Genomic DNA, 24078 nt, shown 5'->3' with positions numbered 1-24078 from the left:
TGCCAGACCGTCCCGCCTGACGCATTGAGGCCTCATGTTTGACGCGCTCATAGCCCAGGCGGGCGGGCTGAACGGTCCGTTCGCGGCCTTCCTCTCCGTCCTGATGATCGACCTCGTCCTGGCGGGGGACAATGCGGTGGCCGTGGGCCTGGCGGCCGGCGGCCTGCCGGCCAAGGACCGCAAGAAGGTCATCCTCTACGGCCTGGGCGCGGCCGTGGTGCTGCGCATCAGCTTCGCCCTGATCACCACCTGGCTGCTGGGCGTCATCGGCCTCTTGCTAGCCGGCGGCGTACTGCTGCTGTGGGTGTGCTGGAAGATGTGGCGCGAGCTGCGCGAGCAGATCACCCACGACCAGGAAACCGCCCAGTCGACCCTGGACGGCACCTGCCCCGAACCGGCCGCCAAGCCGGCCAAGAGCTTCAAGCAGGCCTTCCTGCAGGTGCTGATCGCCGACGTCTCGATGTCGCTGGACAACGTGCTGGCCGTGGCCGGCGCGGCCCGCGAGCACCCCGCCATCCTGGTATTCGGCCTGCTGCTTTCGATCATCCTGATGGGCGTGGCCGCCACCGCCATCGCCAACCTGCTGCACAAGCACCGCTGGATCGGCTTCGTGGGCCTGGCCATCGTGTTCTACGTGGCGCTGCACATGGTCTGGGAAGGCCACCGCAGCGTGGTCATCGACCTGCACAAGACCGAGGCCTACAACGCCGCGGCTCCCTCGTTCCTGGACATCACCCAGGAAGAGCTGGCCGCCCACCGGAAGCACAAATAGATGAAGTCCACGGCGCTCGTCGTTCGCCTGGCCGCGCTCAGCAGCTTCCTGGCCGTGGCCTTCGGCGCCTTCGCCGCCCACGGCGCCAAGGACGCCCGCGCCGCCGAACTGCTGCATACCGGCAGCCTCTACCAGATGACCCACGCCCTGGCGGTGTTCGGCTGGCTGGCCGTGCGTAAGGCTGGCGCCAAGACGGGCGTCGCGACCCCCGCCCTGTTCCTGGTCGGAACCCTGCTGTTCTCCGGCTCGCTCTACGCCCTGGCCTTCGGCGCGCCGCGCGTCCTGGGCATGGTCACGCCGTTCGGCGGGCTGTGCTTCCTGGCCGGCTGGCTGCTGCTGGCCTGGCGCGCGGGCACGCTCGCCGACGAAAAGGCCTAGGCCGCGGCCTTGCGCAGCCCCTTGGGGACCGCCAGGCCGAAGATCGCCAGGCTGGACCCGAACAGGCAGGCGAACATCACCGCCGCCACCGGCTTGGGCGTGCCGTCGTGCAGGACGCCGCCGATCCAGGAAGCCAGCGCCCCCGCCGCGAACGAAACCCCGCCCATCAGGGCCGAGATTGAACCGGCCCGCCGGGGATCGATGCTCAACGCCCCAGCCATGGTGTTGCCCGCCATCAGGCCGTAGCTGGCCAGGGCCGCGAACAGCAGCGGCAGCACCGTGAACTCCCCGCCCAGTCCGCTCCAAGCGGCGACGACCAGCAGCACGGCGGCGACGATCGAGGCGACGCTGGCGCGGACCAGCACCTGATCTGGCGTCAGGCGGCGCAGCAGCAGCCGGTTGACCTGGCTGGCCCCGATGATGCCCACGGCGTTGAAGGCGAAGACGATGTTGAAGACCAGCGGCGTGTGGCCGTAGGTGCCCATCACCAGGTCCGGCGAGGTCGAGATGTAGGTGAACAGGGTCGCGCCGTTCAGCCCGCCGGCCAGGCCGTAGCCGACCAGGCGCTTCTGGCTCAGCAGGGCGACATAGGCCTTGAACGGGTTTTCCGAGCGCGCCTGGGCGGCCGTGGCTTCCGAGCGCGACTCCGTCAGGGCCAGGGCGATCCACAGGCCGATCAGCAGGCCGAACGCCACCAGGGTCCAGAACACCCCGCGCCAGCCGGCCAGGAACTGGATCGCCCCGCCCAGCTGCGGCGCCAGCACCGGGGCCAGGCCCATGATCAGGGTCATCAGCGACAGCACGCGGGCGGTGTCGGCGTGGTTGAAGCGGTCGCGGGCCACGGCGCGGGCGATCACCGCACCGGCGCAGCCCCCCAGGGCCTGGACGAACCGGGCGGCGATCAGCACCTCGATGGTCGGGGCCATGGCGCAGACCACCGATGCGATCACATAGATGCCGATGCCCAGCAGCAGCGGCCCGCGCCGGCCGAACCGGTCCGACGCCGGGCCGTACAGGAACTGGCCGATGGCCATACCCGCGAAGAACGCCGCCAGGGTGGCCTGGACGTCGTCGGCCCCCGCGTGCAGCTGGCGGCCGATGTCGGGCATGCTGGACAGGTACATGTCGATCGACATCGGGGCGAAGGCGGTCAGCGCCCCCAGCATGAGGACAAGCCGCCAGGGGATGACGGCGGGTACGGGCTGGGTCGTATCGGTCATGGCCGCGCTTTTACGCTTGTTTTCCGCAGGGGTAAGTCCTTGACCGTCCGAATCCCCGTCAGGCCGCCCCTTGCCGGGCCCGCCGCGCGCCTTCAAGGTGATCACCAATAATATAAGCAGGAAACGCCATGAGCCAGCTCGCCCCCCCGATGCCCGAGCCCCAGTTCGCCCAGATCAACGGGATCCGCATGGCCTATTACGAGGCCGGCCCAAAGACGGGCGTGCCCATCGTGCTGTGCCACGGCTTTCCCGAGTTCTCCTATTCCTGGCGCTGGCAGATCGCGGCCCTGGCGGCGGCCGGGCGCTGGGTGATCGTGCCCGACCAGCGCGGCTATGGCCTGACCGACCGTCCCGAGGCGGTCGAGGACTACGACATGGAGCACCTGACCGGCGACCTGGTCGGGCTGCTGGATCACCTGGGCGTGGAGAAGGCGGTGTTCTGCGGCCATGACTGGGGCGGCATCGTGGTGTGGCAGATGCCGCTGATGCACCCCAAGCGCACGGCCGGGGTGGTGGGCGTCAACACGCCCTTCCTGCCCCGCCTGCCCGTCGACCCGATCACCGCGTTTCGCAACGCGTTCGGCGAGGACATGTACATCGTCCACTTCCAGAAGCCCGGCGTCGCCGACGCCCAACTGGGGGCCGATGTCGAGAAGACCATGCGCTATTTCATGCGCCGGCCCAGCGCCATCCAGGCGGCCTTCACAGCCGCGCCGGGCGAGCGGCGCTCGCTGGCCCTGCAGGACGGCCTGGCCCGCTACGACGTCGCCGACGACGCCACCCAGCTGCTAGCGCCCGAAGAGCTGAAGACCTTCGTGGAGGCGTTCGAGCGCACCGGCTTCACCGGCGGCATCAACTGGTACCGCAACTTCGTGCGCAACTGGGAACGGGCCGAACACCTGCCCGCCCGCATCGACGGCGTACCTTGCCTGATGATCATGGCCGAGCTGGACGTGGTCCTGCCGCCGTCCCTGGCCGACCGCATGCCCGATCAAATCTCGGACCTGGAAAAGGTGCTGATCGAGGGCAGCGGCCACTGGACCCAGCAGGAGCGGCCCGACGAGGTCAACGCCGTCCTGATCGACTGGCTGGGCCGGCGCTTCCCGAACTAGGATTCGAGCCGGGGCTTGTCGGCCGCCAGTATCTCGGCCCGGCGCCGCATCGCGGCGGCCATCTGCAGCATGGCCAGGGCCGAGGTCTCGTCGCGCTCGGCCGCCCGCACGGTGTAGACCTGGGCCATCACCTGCAGCGAGATCACCTTGTCCAGGCCTTCCGGGCCCATCATCTCGGCGATGGCGCGGTCCAGCTCGGCCAGTTGGCGCGGCGTGAGCATGGCCAGCAGCTCTTCGTCGCTGAAGTCTTCGGGGTTGTTCATGACTCGGGAGAATACGGAAAAGCCGCGCGGGTTGCGAGGATCGCAACGACGCTAGGTGACCCGCCGCCCGCCCCCAAGCCGTTCCCTCCCGCCCCGAAACGGGTTTAGGGTTGGCGCATGGATCGCAACGTCTCCGCCTTCGCCATGTCCTCCGCAGGCCGTCGCGGCCTGTTCCGGGACATCGAACCGTTCTCGTTCGGCTGGCTGCACACCAACGGGCCGCACGAGATCTATTACGAGGAATGCGGGGCGCCGCGCGGCAAGCCGGCGGTGATTCTGCACGGCGGCCCGGGCGGGGCGGTCAATCCCACCATGCGGCGGTTCTTCGACCCCAGCAAATGGCGCATGACGCTGTTCGACCAGCGCGGCTGCGGCCGCTCGCGCCCGAACGCCAGCCTGGAAGACAACACCACCTGGAGCCTGATCGCCGACATCGAGCGGCTGCGCGTGCATCTGGGCGTCGAGAAATGGACCGTATTCGGCGGCTCGTGGGGCTCGACCCTGGCCCTGGCCTACGCCATCGCCCACCCCGACCGCGTCGAGGGCCTGGTCCTGCGCGGCATCTTCCTGCTGACCCAGAAGGAGCTGCGCTGGTTCTACCAGGACGGCGCGGCGATGCTGTTTCCCGACGCCTGGGAGCGGTTCCTGGCCCCGATCCCGGTGGAGGAGCGCGGCGACCTGATGGCCGCCTACCACCGCCGCCTGACCCATCCCGACCGTCGCATCCAGGCCCAGGCCGCCAACGCCTGGAGCCAGTGGGAGGGCGACACCATCTCGCTTCGCGGTCCCGAAGCGCGTCCTCCGAAATTCAACGAAGAAGACTTCGCCATCGCCTTCGCCCGGATCGAGTGCCACTTCTTCATGAACGGCGGCTTCTTCGACGAGGACGGCTGGATCCTGAAGAACATCGACAAGATCCGGCACATCCCGGCCTGGATCGTCCAGGGCCGCTTCGACGTGGTCACCCCTCTCGACAGCGCCTGGGCCCTGCACAAGGCCTGGCCGGAGTGCAAGCTGGAGATCGTCTGGGACGCCGGCCACGCCTCGACCGAGCCGGGCGTCATCGACGGCCTGGTGCGCGCGACGGACGCGGCGTTCAGGACTTAAGGTCGCGCCCTGGCGCGATGCACCAGCCCTTCGCGGATCGACACGCCCAGCAGGATCACCGTCGTGGCGATCGAGAGAACCAGGGGGTTCAGCAGCATGCTGGCCGGAACCAGGAGCGCCAGGGCCAGCAGCCCGACGACCTGGGCCGGGGCCCAGATGCGGAACACCGCCTTCTTGAACAGCAGTCCGCCCAGCAGGAACAGGAAGGGCCCGCCGATCAGGGCGGCGGCGGTCTTCGTATCGGTGTGACCCAGCGGATGATGGATGGTCCACTCGTCGGCCACGGCGGTGACGATGATCCCGGCGATCGGCAGCAGGTGCGTATAGGTATAGGCCACGCGCGCCACGCGGCCGGGGTCCTTGGCGTGGCTGATCGCCTCGCTGGCCGCTTCGGCGGTGAACGAGAAATAGATCCACCACATGGCCAGGCTGCCGGCGAACGAGGCGACGAAGGCGGCGATCACGCCCGGCGTCCAGGCCAGGCCCGCCGTCGTGGCGCCCATCACGAGGATCGACTCGCCCAGGGCGATGATCGTGAACAGGGCGCAGCGCTCGGCCAGGTGACCGCCCTCCACGTCCCACTCCTCGGCGCGGGTACGGCCCAGGCCCGGCGTCCAGAAGCCCATGGCCGGCGAAACATATTCCACCCCGATGGCCGCCGCCCATAGCGCCAGGCGAGCGTGTCCTTCCGCGAAACCGCCTGAAATCCACAGCACGCCCGACACCGCCAGCCAGGCGCTGATCCGGGTGAAATTCAGCCGCTGGAACGGGTCGTCGCGCAGGGCCCACAGGGTGAACAGGCTGCGGCCCAGCTGGATGGTCACGAAGGCCACGGCGAAGATCAGGCCCCGCTCGCCGAACGCCTGCGGGATCGACATGGTCAGGACCATGCCCACCAGCATCACCACGAACAGCATGATCCGCACCGGCGGCCGCTCGGGGTCCAGCCAGTTGGTCACCCAGGCCGTGTAGATCCAGGCCCACCAGACGGCCATCAGCAACAGGCCCGTCTCGGCCAGGCCCAGCAGGCTGGGATGGGCCATCAGCCCGTGCGACAGCTGGGTGACCGCGAACACGAACACCAGGTCGAAGAACAGCTCGACATAGGTCACCCGCGCATGGCCGCCCTCGGCGCGCTCGCGAAGCATCTGGCGTTTCATGGCGGTCGTCCCCCGAGGTCAGCGAGTCGACAGCCTAGAGTGTGACAGCCGAAAGTGGAGGCCGGTTTTGGCGCTTGTCACGCGACGAAGGAAAGCGCCCGGGCGCACCGGATCGAACGTTTTGTCGTCCGGCGCGCTTTGCTTGTCATGGACGCCCAGGATCTCCTCCCCCATCGCTCGGCCCTGATCGGCGCCGCCGTCGCCCTGGCGATAGGCATGACCGGCGGCTTGATCCTGAAGACCGGCTCCCAGACCGCGCCCGAGGCCTATGCGGAGTTCGTCCCCGACGCTTCGAACGAGCAAGTCGAACAGATCGCCTGGCCCACCGGCAAGCTGCCCGACTACGTGATCGGCACCGACTTCCTGAAGGCCCAGTCCTACCAGCCGCCGGTCGTGGTGGCCTCGTACGAGGTCCCCGAATACACGCCCGCGACCTGGGAGGAGCCCCCGCCCGCCCCCGCCCCGGCCGTCGTCCAGAGGGTGGCCATGGCCGAACCCGAAGACCGCGCCTGGCCCTCCACCCACGGCGACATCCTCGACGTCCGCCTGCCGGAAGACGCGCCGCGAGCGCCCGCGGCTCCCGAAGCGCCGGTCGTGGCCGCCGCGCCCGTCGCCCTGGCGGCCGCCTCCTACTGATCTCGGCGCGCCGAAACGAACCATCCCATCGGCCCCACGCTTGCAGCCAACCGGTCCAACCCCCGGCGCGTGTTCCATTTCGCGCCAAGCTTTGGACCGGACTTTTGGACGCACAGCCGCAAGACACGCCCGACAGCCTCCCGCGCAAGCTGGAAGCCCTGGCCTGCGGCTTCGTGCTGTTCATGCTGTCCAACGCCCTGATCGGCCCGCTAGTCGACCCGCTGCAGGCCGGCGGCGAGGACATGCCGCTGCTGCGGCTGATGTGGCTGCCGGTCTATGCCCTGATCCTGGCCCTGGCGGTGTGGCGCGCCCCGCGCGTGACGCGGTTCTGGTTCCCGGCGGTGATGCTGAGCCTGATGATCTTCTGGGTGTTCGCCTCGGCCTCGTGGTCGGCCGATCCCGGCACCACCAATCGCCGCGCCCTGGCGGCGGCCTTCACCACCCTGTTCGGCCTTTATTTCGCCTCCAGCTTCGACGGCAAGCGGATGGCCGAGATCATCGCCGTCACCTTCCTGCTGCTGGCGGCCGGCGGCCTGCTGGCCGCGGTCGCCTATCCCAAGATGGGCGTGCAGCACGACATCAACGCCGGCGACTGGCGCGGCCTCTGGTACGAGAAGAACCAGATGGGCGCGATGATGGTCTACGGCGCCCTGGCCGCCATGGCCGCGATCCTGGCCGGCTCAACCAAGCGCAAGCTGATGATCGCCACCATCCTGCTGTGCGCGGCCATGATGGTGATGAGCAAGTCCAAGACCTCGCTGCTGGCGCTGATGATCGGCCTGGGTGGCTCCATGATGCTGGCGATCATGCGGCGCGGCCCGGCCACGGCGGTGATCGTGGTCTGGCTGGGCGTAACCGTCGCGGTGACCGCCGCCATGGTCATGTGGCTGGCCCCCGAGCTGCTGTTCAAGGCCCTGGGCAAGGACCCGTCCCTGACCGGCCGCACCGACATCTGGGCCGCTCTGCTGCGCCAGTCGGCCAAGCACCCGCTGACCGGTTACGGCTACGCGGTGTTCTGGAAGCTCGACTCCGTGCCGGCCATGTGGATCCGCAAGGAGACCGGTTGGGACGTGCCCACCGCCCACAACGGCTGGCTGGACATCCTGGCCCAGCTGGGCTGGATCGGCGTGGGGCTGTGCGCCCTGGTGCTGGGCGGCGCGCTGCTGGTCTCGCTGGTCCGCTTCCGCAAGGTCGAGGACGGCTACTGGGCCACGATCTTCCTGGCCATCTTCCTGATGACCACCTTCTCCGAGAGCTTCATCCTGGAGCGCAACGGCATCGCCTGGGCCCTGGCCTGCGCGGCGGTGACCCGCCTGCTGGGACCGGTCTGGCGACAAGAGGCCCAGACTGAGAAAGCTCCCAGCCGTCCCCTGTTCGCGCCCGAGCCCCTGACCTGGAGCCTGGCCCCCGCCGGACCGATGTTCGAGATCCAGACGCCGGCGCCGGGCCGGGTTCCGGTGGCGGTGGCCCGCGCCACCGCGCCCGTCGCCGCCCGCCCCGCGACCTTCGGTCAGCGTCCCGCCCCCACATTTGGCAAGCGCGCGGTCTCGCCTTTCGTCGCCTAGGCGGCTACTGGAGCGGCATGACCGACTATACGCCCCAGCAGATCGTCGCCCGCGGCGCGCGCGCCGACGCCGAAGCCGCCGCCGACGCCATCGACAACCACCCCGGCCTCGAAGGCGCGACCTACTCGATCCTGGAAGAGGACGAGGACAAGGGCATCTGGCGCATCGACGCCTTCCCGACCACCGACGAGGAGGACGCGGGCCTGCTGGAGCTGCTGGCCGGCTATCCGCTGAAGGTCCTGCGCGAGCAGTTGGCCGACGCCGACTGGCTGGCCATGGCGCTGTCGGGCCTGCCGCCGGTGCGCGCGGGCCGCTTCTTCGTCTACGGCATGCATGATCGCGGCCGCCTGCCGGCCAGCACGGTCAACCTGCGCATCGAGGCCGGCGCGGCCTTCGGCACCGGCCACCACGGCACCACCGTCGGCTGCCTGATGGCCTACGACAAGCTGATCAAGGCCAAGAAGTTCAACAAGGTTCTGGACGTCGGCGCCGGCACCGGCCTGCTGGCCATCGCCGCCGCCCGCACCGGCTCGAAGATCGCCGTGGGCACCGACATCGACAAGCCCAGCGTGCGCATCTCGCGCGAGAACGCCAAGGTCAACCGCGCCAACGCCCGGTTCGTCCACGCCTCGGGCCTGTCCAATCGCCTGGTCGCCGACAACGCCCCCTACGACCTGGTGTTCGCCAACATCCTGGCCCGCCCGCTGATCAGCCTGGCCCAGGACATCAAGAACGCCCTGGTCCCCGGCGGCACGGTCATTCTATCGGGCCTGCTGCGCACCCAAGAGCGGATGGTCAAGGCCGCCTACGTCTCGCGCGGCTTCAAGGTGGTCAACCGCATCCACCGCGACGCCTGGGCGGCGCTGGTTCTGCAGCGGCCGTAGGGCGGGGGAACACCCCTCGCCTCCTCCACGTTTCTCCCGGCGGGACACTCTGCCTCCAGGAGCAACGTCATGACCTATATCGACCCCAACGCCCCGCTGCCGCCGCGTCAGGTGGTGGTCCGCCGCGAAGGCGGCGCGACCGGGTGGTTCGTGGCCGGGGCCGTGGCCATCGTGGCCATGGTCGCGGTGGCCTTCATGCTGAGCGTCGGGGCGCGCACGCCGAGCCAAGACCAGATGATCGCCCAGGCCCAGGAACAGGGCCGCGCCGTCGGCGTGATCGAAGGCGCCCAGACCGGGGCCGCCCAGGCCACCATCGTCGCCCAGCAGGCCGCGCGCGACGCCAGCGCCGCCGCCGACAGCGCCCGCCGCTCGACCGAGGCCACGGCCGCCAACGCCGCCCAGGCCGCGCACGACGCCGCCGACCGGGCCGAGGCCTCGCGCGACGACATGATCGCCCCGTCGGCCGATCCCAACGTCCAAACCCAGCCGGTGAACTAAGCCCCTCTTTCCAGGAAAGCGGGGTGGGACTACATCGAAGGTCATGCGCCAGACCTTCGATGAATCCACCGATCCCGGCTTCGGCCCCCGTCACGTTCCCCTGATCCGCGCCGCGATGGCGCGCCAGGGCCTGGACGGCTTCCTCGTGCCGCACGAGGACGAGCACCAGAACGAGTACCTGCCCGCCGCCAACGACCGCCTGGCCTGGGCCAGCGGCTTCACCGGCTCGGCCGGCGCCGGCGTGATCCTCAAGGACCGCGCCGCCGTGTTCGTCGACGGCCGCTACACCCTGCAGGTGCGCGAGCAGGTCGACCAGGGCGTGTTCGAAATCCGCGACCTCGTCGAAGGCGGCGTGCCGGCCTATCTGGAGACCGCCTCCAAGGGCGCGGTGATCGGCTACGACGCTCGCCTGCACAGCCCGCAGGCGCTGGACGGCCTGAAGGCCGCCGCCGCCAAGGCCGGCGCCAGTCTCAAGGCCGTGGCCGTCAATCCTCTGGACGAAGCCTGGGGCGCCGAGCGTCCCGCCCAGCCCGCCGCGCCGGTCGTGCCCCAGCCGGTGAAATACGCCGGCGAGGAATCAGCTTCGAAGCGCGCCCGCGTCGGCTCGGCCGTCGCGGCCCTGGGCGGCGAGGCGGCGGTGATCACCGCCCCGGCCTCGATCGCCTGGCTGTTCAACATCCGCGGCGGCGACGTGATCCGCTCGCCCCTGCCCCTGTCCCAGGCCATCGTCCGCGCCGACGGCACGGCCCGCCTGTTCCTGGATCCTGCCAAGGTCACCGACGACCTGCCCGCGTGGCTGGGCAACCAGGTCTCGCTGGAAACCCCCGACGCCCTGGAAGGCGCCCTGGGCGATCTGTCGGGCCTGAAGGTCGTGGTCGACCCGGCCCAATCCTCGGCCTGGTACTTCGACACCCTGGTCGGCGCCGGCGCCTCGGTGGTCCGCGCCATGGACCCCTGCACCCTGCCCCGCGCCTGCAAGAACGCCGTCGAGATCGCCGGCACCGTCGAGGCCCACAAGCGCGACGGCGCGGCCCTGACCCGCTTCCTGCACTGGCTGGCCACCGACGGCCAGGTCAATCCGCCGGACGAGAAGGAGGCCGTGGCCAAGCTGGAGGCCTTCCGCGAGGCGACGGGCGTGCTCAAGGACCTCAGCTTCGACACCATCGGCGCGGCCAACGGCCACGGCGCCCTGCCCCACTACCGCCCGACCGAGCGCAGCAACGAGCGCGCGGCGAAGGGCTCGCTGCTGCTGGTCGACAGCGGCGGCCAGTACCTGGACGGCACCACCGACGTCACCCGCACGGTCGCCATCGGCGAGCCGACCGCCGAGATGGTCACCCGCAACACCCTGGTGCTGAAGGGTCACCTGGCCATCGCCCGCCTGCGCTTCCCGGCCGGCACCACCGGCTCGGCCATCGACGCCTTCGCCCGCGCGGCCCTGTGGAGCCATGGCCTCGACTACGACCACGGCACCGGCCACGGCGTCGGGGTCTATCTGGGCGTCCACGAGGGTCCGCAGCGGATCAGCAAGGCCCCGAACACCATCGCCCTGCAGCCGGGCATGATCGTCTCCAACGAGCCGGGCTACTACAAGGACGGCGAATACGGCATCCGCATCGAGAACCTTGAGGTGGTGATGCCGGCCGAAGCCGTCGGCACGGGCGACCGCCCGATGCACCGCTTCCACGCCCTGACCCTGGCCCCGATCGACCGCCGCCTGGTCGACAAGAGCCTGCTGTCGGCCGAGGAAATCGCCCAGTTCGACGCGTATCATGCGCGGGTGGTGAAAGAGATCGGCCCGCTGGTCGAGGGCGAGGTCCGCGCCTGGCTTGAAGAGGTGTGCGCGCCGCTCTAGGGGCGGTAGCTCACGACTTGCCCCCACCTGGCGACTACGTCGCCTGTCCGCCCCCATAGGGGGCGGAGCCTTTACGCCGCGCCTTCGGAGCTCCGCCCCCTATGGGGGCGGACAGACCGCGCAGCGGTCAGGTGGGGGCAAGTGGCGCCCCTCTGACTCACGTCCCCCGAGGCTTCGCTCGCGTCGTCGCTGCCGCTCCGGCCGGATCCTCCGGCCAGACGTGCCGGGGATAGCGGCCCTTCATCTCGATCCGCACCTCGCGCCAGGAGCCCTTCCAGAAGCCCGGCAGGTCGCGGGTGATCTGGATCGGCTTGTGCCCCGGCGACAGCAGGGCCAGCACCAGCGGAACCCCGCCCACCGTGGGATGCGTCGTGATCCCATAAAGCTCCCCCACCCGCACATCGACGCGCGGGCCGCCGTCGGCGGCGTAGTCGATGGCGAAGGTCGAGCCGGTCGGGGCGGCGAAACGGGCCGGAGCCTCGGCGTCGAGGCGACGGTGCAGCTCCCACGGGACCAGGGTGCGGATCGCGTCCGCCAGGGCGCCGTCCGACAGCTGCGACAGCGCCGAGCGCCCAGCCAGCAGCGGCTCCAGCCAGTCCGGCAGACGCTCCAGCAGGGCCGCGTCGGACAGGTCGGGCCAAGTGTCCGGATCGCCTCGCCGCAGGAAGGCGATCCGCTCGCGCAGCGAGGCCGAGGCGTCGCCCAGGGGCACGGCCGACAGGCCCTCGCGGCCTACCTGATCCAGCAGGGCCCGGACCACCAGGGCCGGATCGACCTGATCGACCAGCTTCTCCTCGACCACCAGCTTGCCCAGCCGCAGCAGACGACGGGCCTTGACCCGCCCCTTGGCGTCGGGCTCCAGGCGGTCCTCGGCCGTCAGCCGATCGGCGAAGGCCGAGCGCAGGCCCGCCTCGTCCAGGGGCGCGGCCAGCAGGATGCGATCGCGGGCGTCGCCGCCCCCCAGTTCGCCCACCGCCAGCCAGGTCTCGCGGGCCAGGGCGTCGGTCGGCTCCAGATAGACACCGCGCCCGCCGGCCAGCTGATACTCGCCTGGCTTGCCGCGCGCCTTGGCCACCCGCTCGGAATAGGCCTCGGCCAGCAGCAGGGCATCGTCCAGCTCGGCCGCGCCGGACGGCTTGCCGGCAGCGCGCGCCCAGCGCTCGGCCAGGGTCCGGGCGTCCTTCGCTCTCGGCGAGCGGTCGCGGTCGAAGCTTTCCAGCCGGTGGCGCAGGTCGACGTCGCGGCCGCCCAGACCCTGCTCGCTGAGCACGGCGGCGATCTTGGCCCCCCGCTCGGCCTGGCCCGAGGCGGCGGCGCGCACCACCATATGGGCCAGGCGAGGCGCCAGGGGCATGTCGGCCAGGGCGCGGCCGTGGGCGGTCAGGCCGCCCTGCCCGTCCAGCGCCTGGAGGCGGTTCAGCAGGGTCCGCGCCTCGGTGAAGGCGGCGTTGGGCGGCGGGTCCAGGAACGCCAGGCCCGAGGCGTCGCGCGCGCCCCAGCGGGCCAGGTTCAAGGCCAGGCTGGACAGGTCGGCTTCCAGGATTTCCGGTCGGGCGAAGGCCGGCAGGGCGCGCGTCTCCGGCTCGTCCCACAGGCGGTAGCAGACGCCCGGTTCGGTGCGGCCGGCGCGGCCCCGGCGCTGGTCGGCGGCGGCGCGCGACACCCGCACGGTCTCCAGCCGGGTCAGGCCGCTGGACGGGTCGAAGCGCGGTACGCGGGCCAGGCCGCAATCGATCACCACCCGCACGCCCTGGATGGTCAGGCTTGTCTCGGCGATGGAGGTGGCCAGCACCACCTTGCGCCGCCCAGGCTGGGCGGGCGCCACGGCGCGATCCTGCTCGGCGGGATCCAGCGCGCCGTACAGCGGCGCCACATCCACGTCCGGCCGCCGCAGCCGCTCGCGCAGCAGGGTCTCGGTCCGCCGGATCTCGCCCTGGCCCGGCAGGAAGACCAGCACGCTGCCAGCCTCCTCCGCCAAGGCCCGCTCGACGGCACGGACCACACGCTCTTCCAGGCGCTGCCGCTCGTCGCGGCCGAGATAGCGGGTGTCGACCGGGAACATCCGGCCCTGGCTCTCGACCACGGGCGCCTCGCCTAGCAGGGCCGAGACCCGCGCCCCGTCCAGGGTGGCCGACATCACCAGGATCTTCAGATCCTCGCGCACCAGCCCTTGGGCGTCGCGGGCCAGGGCCAGCCCCAGGTCGGCGTCCAGGCTGCGCTCGTGGAACTCGTCGAAGATCACCGCGCTGACGCCGTCCAGGCCCGGGTCGTCGAGAATCATCCGTGTGAAGACGCCTTCGGTGACCACCTCGACCCGGGTCCTGGCCGATACCTTCGACTGCAGACGCACGCGAAAACCCACCGTTTCGCCGACGCTTTCGCCCAGGCTTTGGGCCATGCGCGAGGCCGCCGCCCGGGCCGCCAGGCGGCGCGGCTCCAGCATGACGATCTTGCCGCCGGCCGCCCATGGCTCGTCCATCAGCGCCAGGGGCACGACCGTGGTCTTGCCCGCGCCGGGCGGGGCCACCAGCACGGCGGATTCGCGCGCGGCGAGCGCGGATTTCAGGGCCGACAAGGCGTCGTGGATGGGAAGGGTCACGCGGCGTGGTTTAAGGGCGAGCGGGAAAATCGCCAAGCGCCGGCCGTCGAACCGGGGTCTTCGAAAAACCGCCCAACCCTGAGGCAGCAACGGTCAGCAAGCGTGCTGCGACGCAACAACGGCCCGGCACGGCATGGCTCGTATTGCACACACAGGGGCGAACAATTACGCACAGCCTCCGCTTTACCTTGACCGCGTCCCGATAACCGGGCCACGGTCCGCAAAATTTATCTACGTGGCAGCCCCGGGGGGAGCCGCGGGTCTCTGGAGGAAATATGTGGCGCGTTAAGTCACTGGATGCGATTCTAGCAACGGCCGAGAAGAAGTCGCTGCATCGCTCGCTCGGCCCTGTCCAACTCACCCTTCTCGGGGTCGGCGCCATCATCGGCACCGGCATCTTCGTTCTGACCGCCGCCGCCGCCCAGAAGGCCGGCCCGGGCATGATGTGGAGCTTCGTGATCGCCGGCGCCGTCTGCGCCATCGCCGCGCTCTGCTATTCGGAACTGGCCTCGATGGTGCCGGTTTCGGGCTCTGCCTACACCTATACCTACGCCGTGATGGGCGAACTGCTGGCCTGGATGGTCGGCTGGGCCCTGATCCTGGAATATGCCGTGGCCGCCTCCGCCGTGTCGGTCGGCTGGTCGGGCTACTTCCTCGGCTTGATCGAGAACGCCCTGCATTTCCACTGGCCCGACCTCCTGCGATCCGGTCCCGCCTGGTCGATGAACGGCTGGATGCCGGCCGCCGATTTCAGCAAGGGCATCGTCAACATTCCGGCCATCCTGGTGGCCCTGACCGTCACCGCCCTGCTGGTGCGCGGCACCACCGAGAGCGCCCGCGTCAACGCCGTGCTGGTGGTGATCAAGGTCACGGCCCTGACGGCGTTCGTCATCCTGACCATTCCGGTGCTGAAGACCGGCAACTTCTCGCCCTTCACCCCCAACGGCTGGTTCGGCCCGCACGGGACGACGGGCATGGGCGTGGTCGGCGCCGCCGCCTCGATCTTCTTCGCCTATGTCGGCTTCGACGCGGTCTCGACCGCCGCCGAAGAGACCAAGAACCCGCAGCGCAACGTGCCGATCGGCCTGATCGGCAGCCTGGGCATCTGCACCATCTTCTACCTGCTGGTCGCCGCCGGCGCGATCGGCGCCATCGGCGCCCAGCCGGTGCTGGCGCTCGACGGTTCGGTCGTCCAGCCGGGCTCGGCCGCCTTCCAGGCCGCCTGCGCCACCACCGAAAACGCCGGCCGCCTGGTCTGCTCGAACGAAGCCCTCGCCCACGTCCTGCGCGAGATCAACTGGCCGGTCGTCGGCAACCTGCTGGGCCTGGCCGCCAACCTGGCCCTGCCCTCGGTCATCCTGATGATGATCTACGGCCAGACCCGCATCTTCTTCGTCATGGCCCGTGACGGCCTGCTGCCGCAAAGCTGGGCCACCATCCACCCGAAGTGGAAGACGCCGCACGTCGTGACGATCTTCACCGGCGTCTGCGTGGCCATCGCCGCGGCCTTCTTCCCGGTGGGCCAGCTGGCCGACATCTCCAACTCCGGCACCCTGTTCGCCTTCTTCATGGTGGCGATCGCGGTGATGGTGCTGCGGGTGAAGGATCCCAACCGTCCGCGTCCGTTCAAGACGCCGATGGTCTGGCTGATCGCGCCCCTGGCGATGATCGGCTGCGCGGGCCTCTACTTCAACCTGCCGCTCGAAGCCATGGCCGTCCTGCCGATCTGGGGCGGGCTGGGCCTGGTGATCTACTTCGCCTACGGCTTCCGCAAGAGCCATGTCGGCCGCGGCATCACCGACGAAGTCCATGAACTGGACACCGACGCGCCGCCCACCGGCGTGCCCGGCCAAGACTGAGATAAGACTTGAACGGGCGTCCATAACGCTTAGTTCGGACGGGCGGAGGTCTTCGGATCTCCGCCCGTTTTCGTTTCTGGAGCCCGCATCATGGCCGAGATGCCGATCCGCGCCGTCATCGCGCCGGTCACGCCGCTGCAGCAGAACTGCACGATCGTCTGGTGCGCCAAGACCAAGAAGGCCGCCGTCATCGATCCGGGCGGCGAAGTTCCGCGCCTGATGAAGGGCTTGGAAGACCAGGGCCTGACCCTGGAAAAGATCTGGATCACCCACGGCCACATGGACCACGCCGGCGGCGCGGCCGAGCTCAAGCGCCTGACCGGCGTCCCCATCGAGGGGCCGCACAAGGACGACCAGTTCTGGATCGACCGTATCCAGGAAAGCGGGGAAATGTACGGCATCCCCGAGGCCCGGACCTTCGTCACCGACCGCTGGCTGGAAGACGGCGACGTGGTGACCCTGGGCGAGACCCAGTTCGAGGTTCTGCACTGCCCCGGCCACACGCCCGGCCACGTGGTGTTTTTCCACCGCGAGGCGCGCTTCGCCCAGGTGGGCGACGTGCTATTCAAGGGCTCCATCGGCCGCACTGACTTCCCGCGCGGCAATCACCAGGACCTGCTGGACGCCATCACCGGCAAGCTGTGGCCGCTGGGCGGCGACGTGCAGTTCGTGCCCGGCCACGGCCCGATGTCGACCTTCGGCGCCGAGCGCAAGACCAACCCGTTCGTCGGCGACCTGGCCATCGAGGCGATGAACATCGAAGGCCCGGACTACGCGGCGCCGATCAACCGGTCTCCGGGCTGACACCAAACCGCCCCGCTGCGGCCACGCCTTGCGAAGATTGGTCGCAGGCGCGGGTTGCGTCCCTGTTTCAGGCGTGAAATCTGCTGGTTATGGGGGCGTGGAAAGAACGTGTCATGGAAAGTTCGCAAGATCCCGTGCTGGCGTCCGTCGCGGCATCCGGCCAAATCACCGACCCGGCGCGCGGCGCGCGCATCCTGATCGTCGACGACGATCCGGGCATCCGCGACGTGGTGGCCGATTTCCTCGGTCGCCACGGCTACGCCATCGACACCGCCTCCGATTCCCGGACCATGGAACAGGCCCTGGCCCGAGGCCCGGTCGACCTGATCGTGCTGGACATCATGCTGCCCGGCGAAGACGGCCTGGCCATCTGCCGGCGCCTGTCGGCCGCCGACGGTCCGGCGATCATTATGCTGTCGGCCATGGGCGAGGAAACCGACCGCATCGTCGGACTGGAGCTGGGCGCCGACGACTACCTGCCCAAGCCCTGCAATCCGCGCGAGCTGCTGGCCCGAATCCGCGCCGTGCTGCGCCGCCGCCAGGAACCGCGCACCGTCGACGACGGCATGGGCGCGGCCTGCGAGTTCGCCGGCTGGCGCCTGGACCTGGTGCGCCGCGAACTGCGCTCGCCGCAGTCGGTGGTGGTCAATCTGTCGAGCGGCGAATTCTCGCTGCTGCGCGCCTTCGTCGAGCGCCCGCAACGCGTCCTGACCCGCGACCAGTTGCTGGACCTGGCCCGGGGCCGCGAGAGCGACGCCTATGACCGCGCCATCGACGTCCAGATCAGCCGTCTGCGCCGCAAGCTGGACGACGGCGGCGGCGGCGAGCTGATCCGCACGATCCGCAGCGAAGGCTACATGTTCACCTCCAAGGTCACCCGCACCCCATGACCGACCGCGAGCGGCCCGTCCTGCGGGCCGGAGGCTTGAGCGGCGCTCCGCTGTTCGTCCAGGCCCTGGGCCTGGTCATCGTGACGCTGGTGGCGGCCCAGCTGATCGCCATCGCCGTGGTCTTCACCCTGCCGCCGCCGCCGCCCGAGGTCTATCGGCTGAGCGAGATCGCGCGCGCCCTGAAGACCGGTCAGACGGTGCAGCCGCGCGACGGTCGCCCCCTGGTGATCCGCCGCCATGCCGGCCCGATCCGGGGCCTGGTCGACAACCGTCGCCGCGCCGAGTTCAAGACCGCCGTGGCGCGCCTGGTCGGGACCGATCCGGCCCGCATCGAGATGGACGTCGACACCGGCCCCCGCTTCTTCGTCCGCACCCAGAAGCGCACCCTGAACCAGGGCATGCCGCACCGCGACGGCCCGGGACGCCCCGGTGGTCCGGATGGCCCAGACGGGCCTCGCGGTCCCGGCGGCCCGCCGGACGGGCGTGACGGTCCCCGACCGCCCCGTAACGATTTCAAGGGACGCGACTTCAAGGGCGGCCCCGATTTCAAGGGCCCGGAGTTCCCTCGCGAGGAGCCGTTCGTCGTCGGCGACTTCAAGCTGGCGGTCCAGCAGGACAATGGCCGCTGGACGGTGGTGGAGCCCAAGCCGGCCATCCGCTTCGACACCTGGCAGCAGCGCATCCTGCTGATCCTGGGCCTCTCCGTGCTGAGCGTGGCGCCCCTGGCCTGGCTGTTCGCCCGTCAGCTGTCGGGTCCCATCACCGCCTTCGCCGGCGCCGCCGAGCGGCTGGGCCGCGATCCGCGCGCCGCACCGCTGGAGCTGAAGGGCTCGGCCGAGGTGATCGCCGCCGCCAAGGCCTTCAACATGATGCAGGAGCGCCTGCGCCGTTATGTCGAGGACCGCACGGCGATGATCGGCGCGGTGGCCCATGACCTGCGCACGCCCCTCACCCGCCTGCGCTTCCGCATCGAGGCCGTGCCGGACGACATCCGCGGCAAGCTGGCCAGCGACATCGACCAGATGGAGGCGATGATCGCCGCCACCATGGCCTTCGTGCGCGACACCACCCGTCCGGCCGAGCGCACCAAGCTGGAGCTGGCCTCGCTGCTGGAGAGCATCATCGACGAAGCCGCCGAGACTGGCGGCCAGGCGTCGGTCGAGCTGGGCGAGAAGATCATCATCGAGGGCGATCCCGTCGCCCTGCGCCGGCTGCTGACCAACCTGGTCGAGAACGGCCTGAAGTACGGCGGCTCGGTCCAGGGCCGGGTCCGCGCCGAGGGCCATCTGGCGGTGATCGAGATCGACGACAAGGGTCCCGGTATCGCGCCCGCCGAGCTGGACCGCGTGTTCGAGCCGTTCTTCCGCAGTGAACCGTCGCGCAACCGCGAGACCGGCGGCATCGGCCTGGGCCTGGCCGTGGTGCGCTCGGTGGCCCGCGCCCATGGCGGCGACGCGACCCTGCACAACCTGCCCGAAGGCGGCCTGCGGGCGCGTGTGGAGCTGCCGTTCTAGCCAAATGTATCGGCGTGGCTCCGGCTTTGTTTCGGAGCCGCAAAAGCTGCGCCATACGCCGGACATGCCGGTGGGGTTGATCGAGGCATGCAGAGCTTCGCCAACCTCCCCTTCGCCAATTTTCGGGCCACCTGTGTCCTGATGTTCGCCGCCCTGTGCCTGGGGGCCTGCGCCTCCGGCCCGCCGCAGGATGGTCCAGGCGGCGACTGGGGCAAGGCGCCCCGGCCTCGTCCGCCCGGCGAAGGCGAGCCTGGCGGTCCGCCGCGCCGCGCCCATCCGCAGCTATTCATCAGCCCGGCCGGCGAGCCCTTCCGCGCCGAGCCCGGCGCCCCCTACCCGGTCGCGGCATGGTTCGCCGGCGCCGACGCCGACCACGACGGCGCCCTGACCCGCGACGAGTTCGTGGCCGACGCCCTGCGCTTCTTCGACACGCTGGACACCGACCACAACGGCGTCATCGACGGTTTCGAGGTCTCGGCCTACGAGACCAAGGTCGCGCCCGAGATCCTGCAGGGCTTCCAGGGCGACGGCGGCGGCCGTGGCGGTCAGGGCGGCCCGCCCGGCGGCGGACGACGCGGCGGCGGTCGCGGCGGACCTCCCGGCGGCGGTGGCTTCCCGGGCGGCCTCGGCTTCGCGGGCCAGGACGACGGGCCTCCGGACGGCGGTGGCCGCGGCAAGCGCGGTGGCGGTGGCCTCATGGGCGGCATGCTGCAAGGCGCCGCGCCCTACAGCCTGCTGGCCGAGCCGCAGCCCGTGATGGCTTCTGACGGCGACTTCGACCGCCGCATCACCCGCGCCGAGGCCGGCAAGGCCGCCAAGTCGCGCTTCGCCCTGCTCGACACCGACCACGACGGCCGCCTGCGCCTGGCCGAACTGCCCAAGACCCCGCTCCAGGCGCGCCTGGAGGGCCAGGCCAAGGACGGCCCGCCCCGGCGCTAGCCGACCAGGCCGGCGATGATGTTGATCCCCAGGGCCAGCACGGCGGTGTTGTAGAAATAGGCGCAGACGGCCTGGGCCGTGACGAGGTTGCGCAGGCGCGCGGTCAGGATGTTGTTGTCCGACACCTGGAAGGTCGCCCCGATGCTGAAGGCCAGATAGCCGAAATCGAGATAGGTCCGGGCCGGCTCGCCCGGGAAATAGATCCCCGGCTTGCCCGTGCCGTCGCCGAAATGGCGGTGGGCGTAGTGCAGGGTGAAGACCGAGTGCAGGACGATCCAGGACAGCACCAGGGTGATCCCCGCGCAGGTGGCGGTGATGGCTTGGACGCTGGGTTCGGCGTTGCGGGCGTTGAGCATGGCGGCGATCACCGCGGCCAGGCTCATCAGGATCGCCGCCAGGATCATGCCCAGGATCGCCGAGGGCTTTTCGTCCTCGGCGGCGGCCCGACGGCGCACCTCGGCCTCGTCGGCGGTCAGGAAAAGATGCCAGGTGGTCGTCACATAGACCAGGGCGCAGACGTCCCAGCCGATCAGGATATGGCTGCTGACCGGCGCTTTCAGGTGACGGGCCGCCAACCAGCCCAAAACCCCCGCGACAGCCGCCGCCAGAAGTCGCCAATGGCGCGATATTGCTACGCTTTCGGGCTTTTTCGGCGGGGCCTTGGTCATCGGGTTCACCTTGTCGTTCCGATGGTTAACACCAAACTCTGCAATTTTGTCTCGCCTCAGGCGTGAACCGAACGCGGCTTGGCCAGTTACTTCACTGGAACACGTGGAAGGACGCCATGACCGACCCCGAAGCCCCGCCGCCGATCGAACCCTCGCCGCCGGAATACGATCCGGGCTCCGTGCCCGAAGAAGAGCCGATGCGAGAGCCGCCCGTGCAGCCCGGTGACGACCGGCCCTATGACGCCTCTGACGCGCCGTTCCCCCCCGTGACCAGTCCCGATTAGGAGCAACCTATGGACCTCGACACCGAACGGCCCCGCGGCCGCCGAGGCTTCGCCGCCATGGATCCCGAACGCCGCCGCGAAATCGCGCGCAAAGGGGGCGCCAGTGTTCCCAGCGAAAAGCGCAGCTTCGCCAAGGATCGCGACCTCGCGGCCAATGCGGGCCGCAAGGGCGGCTCCTCGTCGCGCGGCGGCGGACGCCTGTCCGGCCGCGACGCCTGACACGAAGTCGGCCGCGGTCATACGACCGCGGCCGCTCTCCGATCTGAACGCCGCCCGCCTCAGCCGGCCAGGGCGAAGACGCCAAAGCTCGGGCTGTCGCTGATCCAGCGCGCCGCGACCTTCCAGCCTGCGCGACGGGCCAGGTCCACGAACGCCTCGGGCGCGTACTTGTACGAGTTCTCGGTGTGGATCGTTTCTCCGGCCGCGAACCGGATCTCATGACCCGCCAGGTGCGCCGTCTGGTCGATACGGCTGACCAGATGCATCTCCATGCGGCTTTCCTCGGCGTTCCACACCGCGCGGTGATCGAAGGCGTCGAGATCGAAATCGCCGCCCAGTTCGCCGTTGATCCGCGCCAGCACGTTCTTGTTGAACGCCGCCGTCACGCCTTGAGCGTCGTCATAGGCGGGCACCAGCACGTCCGGGCTTTTGGCGATATCGACCCCGACCACGAACATCGAACCCTCGCCCAGCAGGGCATGGGCGCCGCGCAGGAAGGCTTCGGCCTCGGCCGGGGCGAAATTGCCGATGGTCGAGCCCGGGAAGAAGCCCGTCACCGGCCGTCCCCGCGCCGCCGCCGGCAGGCGCACGGCCTGGGTGAAATCGTCGACCAGGGGCGCGACGGTCAGACCCGGATAGTCGCGACGCAGCGCCTGGCTGGCCTCGTCCAGGGCCGACGGGCTGATGTCGATGGGCACATAGACCGCCAGCTGGGGCATGGCGTCCAGCAGCAGGCGGGTCTTGGTGCTGGCCCCGCTGCCGAACTCGACCAGGGCCGCGCCGTCGCAGACCCGGGCGGCGATCTCGGGCGCGATCCGCTTCAGCAGCGCCGTCTCGGTGCGGGTGGGATAGTATTCGGGCAGGTCGCAGATCGCCTCGAACAGGCGCGAGCCCTCGGCGTCATAGAAATACTTGGCCGGCAGGGTCTTGCGGGACCCGGTCAGGCCGGCCACCGCATCATCCAGGAAGGTCGAAGCTGGCCCGGCGGTCTCGCGGTCCGGCGCGTCTATGTCATCGGCCAGGCGAACCCCGGTGAACGCCCAGCGCTGGGCCGGGTGGAAGAAGTTGCGATAGGACGGCCGCGCATGGCCAGGCGGGGTCTCGGCCGCGCCGCCCCGCAGGACCATCTGGTTGATCATGAATTTGCCGTTGTACTCGCCCAACGCGCCGGCCCCCGGCTTGAAGCCCGGATAGGCGACATACGGGCTGGCGGTCCATTGCCAGGCCTCGTCCGAGGTCTGGCGAAGGCCCTGCCCTTCCGGCGCGGTCACGGCGGCCTCCCACTCGGTCTCGGTCGGCAGGCGGCGCCCCGACCAGGCGGCGAAGGCGGCGGCCTCGTAATAGCTGACATGGCCCACGGGCGCGTCGGGATCGACGGGCCGGCGGCCGGACAGGGTCATGAGCGACCAGGTCGCCCCCTCCTCCCGTCGCCAGTAGAGCGGGGCTTCCCAGCCCTGCTCGTTGACCGCCGCCCAGCCGTCGGACAGCCACAGGTCGGGCCGGCGATAGCCGCCGTCCTCGATGAAGGCGATCCACTCGCCATTGGTCGTCAGGCGGTCGGCCAGGCGATACGGCTGGAGGAAGGCCTTGTGCCGAGGCCGCTCGTTGTCGAAGGCGAAGCCCGGCCCCTCGTCGCCGATCTCGACCAGCCCGCCCTCGAAGGCGACGAACCGCAGCGAGGCGGCGGCGGGACGCTGGGCCGGCGGGGCGTCGCGATAGGCCGGCTGCAGGGGCGACTGGGCGAACAGATGCAGCAGGTCCATCAGGATCAGCTCCTGATGCTGCTCCTCGTGAGCCAGGCCCAGGTCCAGGCGCTCCATCACCTCGGCGGTCGGGGCCGTGGTCAGCAGGCGCACCATGCCCGCGTCGACATGGGCTCGATAGGCGCCGACCTCTTCCGCCGACGGCCGGGTGATCAGGCCCCGCAGCGGCCGCGGCTGACGCGGCCCGACGGCCTCGTAGTAGGAATTGAACAGATAGCCGAAGGCCGGATCGAACACCCGATAGCCGGGCAGGAACGGCGTCAGCAGGAAGGTCTCGAAGAACCAGGCGGTGTGGGCGCGGTGCCACTTGACCGGACTGGCGTCGGGCATCGACTGCGCGCCCTGGTCCTCGGGCGACAGCGGCCGGGCCAGGGTCTCGGTGCGCCGCCGGACCGCCAGATAGCGATCGACCAAGGCGATGGCGCGGGCCTCGGAGGCCTCCCGCGAAGGGGTGTCGTCGGGACTCATGCGCTCTCCTGGCCGCCCTTGGTCGGGAGCTTGCCGCCACCCGAGGAGCTCAACGAATAAGCAACTTGAGTGTTCCCCCCGGGCGGTTCAAGCCGCCGGGGAATAAAAAGTGAACGAAGGTCGAAGAACGAAGGCCGGCCGCCGCCCGGTCAGAGCAGGAAAGGCTCGGGCCCGTCGTCGATCGGCAGCATGACCGGCGGCGGTTCGGCGGGCGAGGCTTCCGGCTTGGGAGCCGACTCCACCGATCGCGACGGCGCGCGCCTCAACAGCCGCCCCACCCGCTGCAGCAGCTGATCGTCCTTGAACGGCTTGGCCAGGAAATCCCGCGCGCCGAGCTGGATCGCCTGCCGAACGTCGTCGGGCTGGTTGCGGGCCGTCAGCACCATGGTCGGGGTATTGAGCCCCTCCAGCCGCATCTTGCGCAGCAGGCCAAAGCCGTCGAGGCGCGGCATGTTGATGTCCAGCACCAGGGCCGACGGCCGCAGCTCATGCAGGCGCGCCAGCCCCTCGAAGCCGTCGCGGGCGAAATAGGTGTCGTAGCCGGCGATATCGAGACGGGTGGTGATCAGGTCCAGGATAAGCGGATCGTCCTCGACCACCAGGACGCGCGTTCGGGCCATG

23 protein-coding genes are annotated in these 24078 nt (G+C 70.1%); 16 read left to right on the top strand and 7 right to left on the bottom strand.

The genetic code is table 11. The annotated features are described in order from the left end of the window. Nucleotides 1-34: 34 nt before the first annotated feature. Both AC07OA_RS15935 and AC07OA_RS15930 read left to right on the top strand, forming a co-directional pair. Complete coding sequence (locus AC07OA_RS15935) at nucleotides 35-772, top strand: TerC family protein (protein WP_494664798.1); 738 nt, start codon at nucleotides 35-37, stop codon at nucleotides 770-772. Next, nucleotides 773-1150, top strand: coding sequence for a DUF423 domain-containing protein (locus AC07OA_RS15930; protein ID WP_494664797.1), 378 nt, complete (start codon nucleotides 773-775; stop codon nucleotides 1148-1150). Here AC07OA_RS15930 and AC07OA_RS15925 read toward each other — a convergent pair. Next, nucleotides 1147-2370 (bottom strand): multidrug effflux MFS transporter, encoded by a 1224-nt coding sequence (locus AC07OA_RS15925; protein WP_494664796.1) that lies wholly within the window; start codon nucleotides 2368-2370, stop codon nucleotides 1147-1149. The two genes, AC07OA_RS15930 and AC07OA_RS15925, sit on opposite strands and share 4 nt — an antisense overlap. Nucleotides 2371-2498: 128 nt before the next feature. On the opposite strand from AC07OA_RS15925, the gene AC07OA_RS15920 reads away from it, so the two are divergent. Further along, the gene (locus tag AC07OA_RS15920; protein WP_494664795.1) at nucleotides 2499-3482 is read left to right on the top strand and encodes an alpha/beta fold hydrolase; all 984 of its coding nucleotides are present in this window, start codon (nucleotides 2499-2501) and stop codon (nucleotides 3480-3482) included. Here the strand turns inward: AC07OA_RS15920 and AC07OA_RS15915 are convergent. Then, the gene (locus AC07OA_RS15915) at nucleotides 3479-3745 is read right to left on the bottom strand and encodes a low temperature requirement protein A (RefSeq protein ID WP_494664794.1); all 267 of its coding nucleotides are present in this window, start codon (nucleotides 3743-3745) and stop codon (nucleotides 3479-3481) included. The two genes, AC07OA_RS15920 and AC07OA_RS15915, sit on opposite strands and share 4 nt — an antisense overlap. Nucleotides 3746-3862: 117 nt before the next feature. Here AC07OA_RS15915 and pip point away from each other — a divergent pair, with 117 nt between their 5' ends. Beyond that, on the top strand, nucleotides 3863-4852 hold the full coding sequence (gene pip / locus AC07OA_RS15910; RefSeq protein WP_494664793.1) for a prolyl aminopeptidase: 990 nt from the start codon (nucleotides 3863-3865) through the stop codon (nucleotides 4850-4852). Here pip and AC07OA_RS15905 read toward each other — a convergent pair. Beyond that, nucleotides 4849-6012 (bottom strand): low temperature requirement protein A, encoded by a 1164-nt coding sequence (locus AC07OA_RS15905; RefSeq protein ID WP_494664792.1) that lies wholly within the window; start codon nucleotides 6010-6012, stop codon nucleotides 4849-4851. The genes pip and AC07OA_RS15905 overlap by 4 nt on opposite strands. Nucleotides 6013-6159: 147 nt before the next feature. Between AC07OA_RS15905 and AC07OA_RS15900 the strand changes: the two genes are divergently transcribed. From AC07OA_RS15900 to AC07OA_RS15880, 5 genes are all read left to right on the top strand, one after another. Then, on the top strand, nucleotides 6160-6648 hold the full coding sequence (locus tag AC07OA_RS15900; protein WP_494664791.1) for a hypothetical protein: 489 nt from the start codon (nucleotides 6160-6162) through the stop codon (nucleotides 6646-6648). A 104-nt stretch (nucleotides 6649-6752) separates the two neighbouring features. Then, nucleotides 6753-8213 carry an O-antigen ligase family protein gene (locus tag AC07OA_RS15895; RefSeq protein ID WP_494664790.1) on the top strand — a complete coding sequence of 487 codons (1461 nt, stop codon included), beginning with the start codon at nucleotides 6753-6755 and terminating at the stop codon, nucleotides 8211-8213. A 17-nt stretch (nucleotides 8214-8230) separates the two neighbouring features. Beyond that, nucleotides 8231-9097, top strand: coding sequence for a 50S ribosomal protein L11 methyltransferase (locus AC07OA_RS15890; RefSeq protein WP_494664789.1), 867 nt, complete (start codon nucleotides 8231-8233; stop codon nucleotides 9095-9097). 69 nt (nucleotides 9098-9166) lie between these two features. Next, entirely contained in the window at nucleotides 9167-9595 is a 429-nt protein-coding gene (locus AC07OA_RS15885; protein ID WP_494664788.1) for a hypothetical protein, read from the top strand. 43 nt (nucleotides 9596-9638) lie between these two features. After that, complete coding sequence (locus AC07OA_RS15880) at nucleotides 9639-11450, top strand: aminopeptidase P family protein (RefSeq protein WP_494664787.1); 1812 nt, start codon at nucleotides 9639-9641, stop codon at nucleotides 11448-11450. 157 nt (nucleotides 11451-11607) lie between these two features. Here AC07OA_RS15880 and hrpB read toward each other — a convergent pair whose 3' ends face one another. Next, complete coding sequence (gene hrpB / locus AC07OA_RS15875; protein WP_494664786.1) at nucleotides 11608-14049, bottom strand: ATP-dependent helicase HrpB; 2442 nt, start codon at nucleotides 14047-14049, stop codon at nucleotides 11608-11610. A gap of 275 nt (nucleotides 14050-14324) precedes the next feature. Between hrpB and AC07OA_RS15870 the strand changes: the two genes are divergently transcribed. The 5 genes from AC07OA_RS15870 to AC07OA_RS15850 all read left to right on the top strand — a co-directional run bounded on the left by AC07OA_RS15870 (nucleotide 14325) and on the right by AC07OA_RS15850 (nucleotide 20055). Beyond that, on the top strand, nucleotides 14325-15908 hold the full coding sequence (locus tag AC07OA_RS15870) for an amino acid permease (protein WP_494664785.1): 1584 nt from the start codon (nucleotides 14325-14327) through the stop codon (nucleotides 15906-15908). Between the two features lie 87 nt (nucleotides 15909-15995). Next, nucleotides 15996-16712 carry an MBL fold metallo-hydrolase gene (locus tag AC07OA_RS15865; protein WP_494664985.1) on the top strand — a complete coding sequence of 239 codons (717 nt, stop codon included), beginning with the start codon at nucleotides 15996-15998 and terminating at the stop codon, nucleotides 16710-16712. 113 nt (nucleotides 16713-16825) lie between these two features. Beyond that, on the top strand, nucleotides 16826-17602 hold the full coding sequence (locus AC07OA_RS15860) for a response regulator (protein WP_494664784.1): 777 nt from the start codon (nucleotides 16826-16828) through the stop codon (nucleotides 17600-17602). After that, nucleotides 17599-19116, top strand: a complete 1518-nt coding sequence (locus tag AC07OA_RS15855) for an ATP-binding protein (protein ID WP_494664783.1) — start codon at nucleotides 17599-17601, stop codon at nucleotides 19114-19116. Before AC07OA_RS15860 ends, AC07OA_RS15855 begins: the two co-directional genes overlap by 4 nt. 87 nt (nucleotides 19117-19203) lie before the next feature. Next, nucleotides 19204-20055, top strand: a complete 852-nt coding sequence (locus AC07OA_RS15850) for a hypothetical protein (protein ID WP_494664782.1) — start codon at nucleotides 19204-19206, stop codon at nucleotides 20053-20055. Here the strand turns inward: AC07OA_RS15850 and AC07OA_RS15845 are convergent. Beyond that, nucleotides 20052-20630, bottom strand: coding sequence for a DUF1345 domain-containing protein (locus tag AC07OA_RS15845; RefSeq protein ID WP_494664781.1), 579 nt, complete (start codon nucleotides 20628-20630; stop codon nucleotides 20052-20054). The two genes, AC07OA_RS15850 and AC07OA_RS15845, sit on opposite strands and share 4 nt — an antisense overlap. Before the next feature lie 209 nt (nucleotides 20631-20839). Between AC07OA_RS15845 and AC07OA_RS15840 the strand changes: the two genes are divergently transcribed. Both AC07OA_RS15840 and AC07OA_RS15835 read left to right on the top strand, forming a co-directional pair. Further along, nucleotides 20840-21007, top strand: a complete 168-nt coding sequence (locus AC07OA_RS15840; protein WP_494664780.1) for a hypothetical protein — start codon at nucleotides 20840-20842, stop codon at nucleotides 21005-21007. Between the two features lie 9 nt (nucleotides 21008-21016). After that, nucleotides 21017-21226 carry a KGG domain-containing protein gene (locus tag AC07OA_RS15835; RefSeq protein WP_012285637.1) on the top strand — a complete coding sequence of 70 codons (210 nt, stop codon included), beginning with the start codon at nucleotides 21017-21019 and terminating at the stop codon, nucleotides 21224-21226. Nucleotides 21227-21285: 59 nt separating this feature from the next. On the opposite strand, the gene egtB is transcribed toward AC07OA_RS15835, so the two are convergent. Both egtB and AC07OA_RS15825 read right to left on the bottom strand, forming a co-directional pair. Beyond that, nucleotides 21286-23457, bottom strand: coding sequence for an ergothioneine biosynthesis protein EgtB (egtB, locus tag AC07OA_RS15830; RefSeq protein WP_494664779.1), 2172 nt, complete (start codon nucleotides 23455-23457; stop codon nucleotides 21286-21288). 149 nt (nucleotides 23458-23606) lie between these two features. Further along, the gene (locus AC07OA_RS15825) at nucleotides 23607-24077 is read right to left on the bottom strand and encodes a response regulator transcription factor (protein WP_494664778.1); all 471 of its coding nucleotides are present in this window, start codon (nucleotides 24075-24077) and stop codon (nucleotides 23607-23609) included. Between the last annotated feature and the right edge of the window lies 1 nt (nucleotide 24078).

The sequence above is a fragment of the Caulobacter sp. GW821-FHT09B08 genome, from assembly GCF_059418225.1.
This window is presented reverse-complemented; position numbering and strand designations above follow the sequence as displayed.

Coding starts and splice junctions, on each gene's coding strand:
- AC07OA_RS15935 (WP_494664798.1), top strand. CDS start 35: ATGTTTGACGCGCTCATAGCCCAGGCGGGCGGGCTGAACGGTCCGTTC.
- AC07OA_RS15930 (WP_494664797.1), top strand. CDS start 773: ATGAAGTCCACGGCGCTCGTCGTTCGCCTGGCCGCGCTCAGCAGCTTC.
- AC07OA_RS15925 (WP_494664796.1), bottom strand. CDS start 2,370: ATGACCGATACGACCCAGCCCGTACCCGCCGTCATCCCCTGGCGGCTT.
- AC07OA_RS15920 (WP_494664795.1), top strand. CDS start 2,499: ATGAGCCAGCTCGCCCCCCCGATGCCCGAGCCCCAGTTCGCCCAGATC.
- AC07OA_RS15915 (WP_494664794.1), bottom strand. CDS start 3,745: ATGAACAACCCCGAAGACTTCAGCGACGAAGAGCTGCTGGCCATGCTC.
- pip (WP_494664793.1), top strand. CDS start 3,863: ATGGATCGCAACGTCTCCGCCTTCGCCATGTCCTCCGCAGGCCGTCGC.
- AC07OA_RS15905 (WP_494664792.1), bottom strand. CDS start 6,012: ATGAAACGCCAGATGCTTCGCGAGCGCGCCGAGGGCGGCCATGCGCGG.
- AC07OA_RS15900 (WP_494664791.1), top strand. CDS start 6,160: ATGGACGCCCAGGATCTCCTCCCCCATCGCTCGGCCCTGATCGGCGCC.
- AC07OA_RS15890 (WP_494664789.1), top strand. CDS start 8,231: ATGACCGACTATACGCCCCAGCAGATCGTCGCCCGCGGCGCGCGCGCC.
- AC07OA_RS15885 (WP_494664788.1), top strand. CDS start 9,167: ATGACCTATATCGACCCCAACGCCCCGCTGCCGCCGCGTCAGGTGGTG.
- AC07OA_RS15880 (WP_494664787.1), top strand. CDS start 9,639: ATGCGCCAGACCTTCGATGAATCCACCGATCCCGGCTTCGGCCCCCGT.
- AC07OA_RS15870 (WP_494664785.1), top strand. CDS start 14,325: ATGTGGCGCGTTAAGTCACTGGATGCGATTCTAGCAACGGCCGAGAAG.
- AC07OA_RS15860 (WP_494664784.1), top strand. CDS start 16,826: ATGGAAAGTTCGCAAGATCCCGTGCTGGCGTCCGTCGCGGCATCCGGC.
- AC07OA_RS15855 (WP_494664783.1), top strand. CDS start 17,599: ATGACCGACCGCGAGCGGCCCGTCCTGCGGGCCGGAGGCTTGAGCGGC.
- AC07OA_RS15850 (WP_494664782.1), top strand. CDS start 19,204: ATGCAGAGCTTCGCCAACCTCCCCTTCGCCAATTTTCGGGCCACCTGT.
- AC07OA_RS15840 (WP_494664780.1), top strand. CDS start 20,840: ATGACCGACCCCGAAGCCCCGCCGCCGATCGAACCCTCGCCGCCGGAA.
- AC07OA_RS15835 (WP_012285637.1), top strand. CDS start 21,017: ATGGACCTCGACACCGAACGGCCCCGCGGCCGCCGAGGCTTCGCCGCC.
- egtB (WP_494664779.1), bottom strand. CDS start 23,457: ATGAGTCCCGACGACACCCCTTCGCGGGAGGCCTCCGAGGCCCGCGCC.
- AC07OA_RS15825 (WP_494664778.1), bottom strand. CDS start 24,077: ATGGCCCGAACGCGCGTCCTGGTGGTCGAGGACGATCCGCTTATCCTG.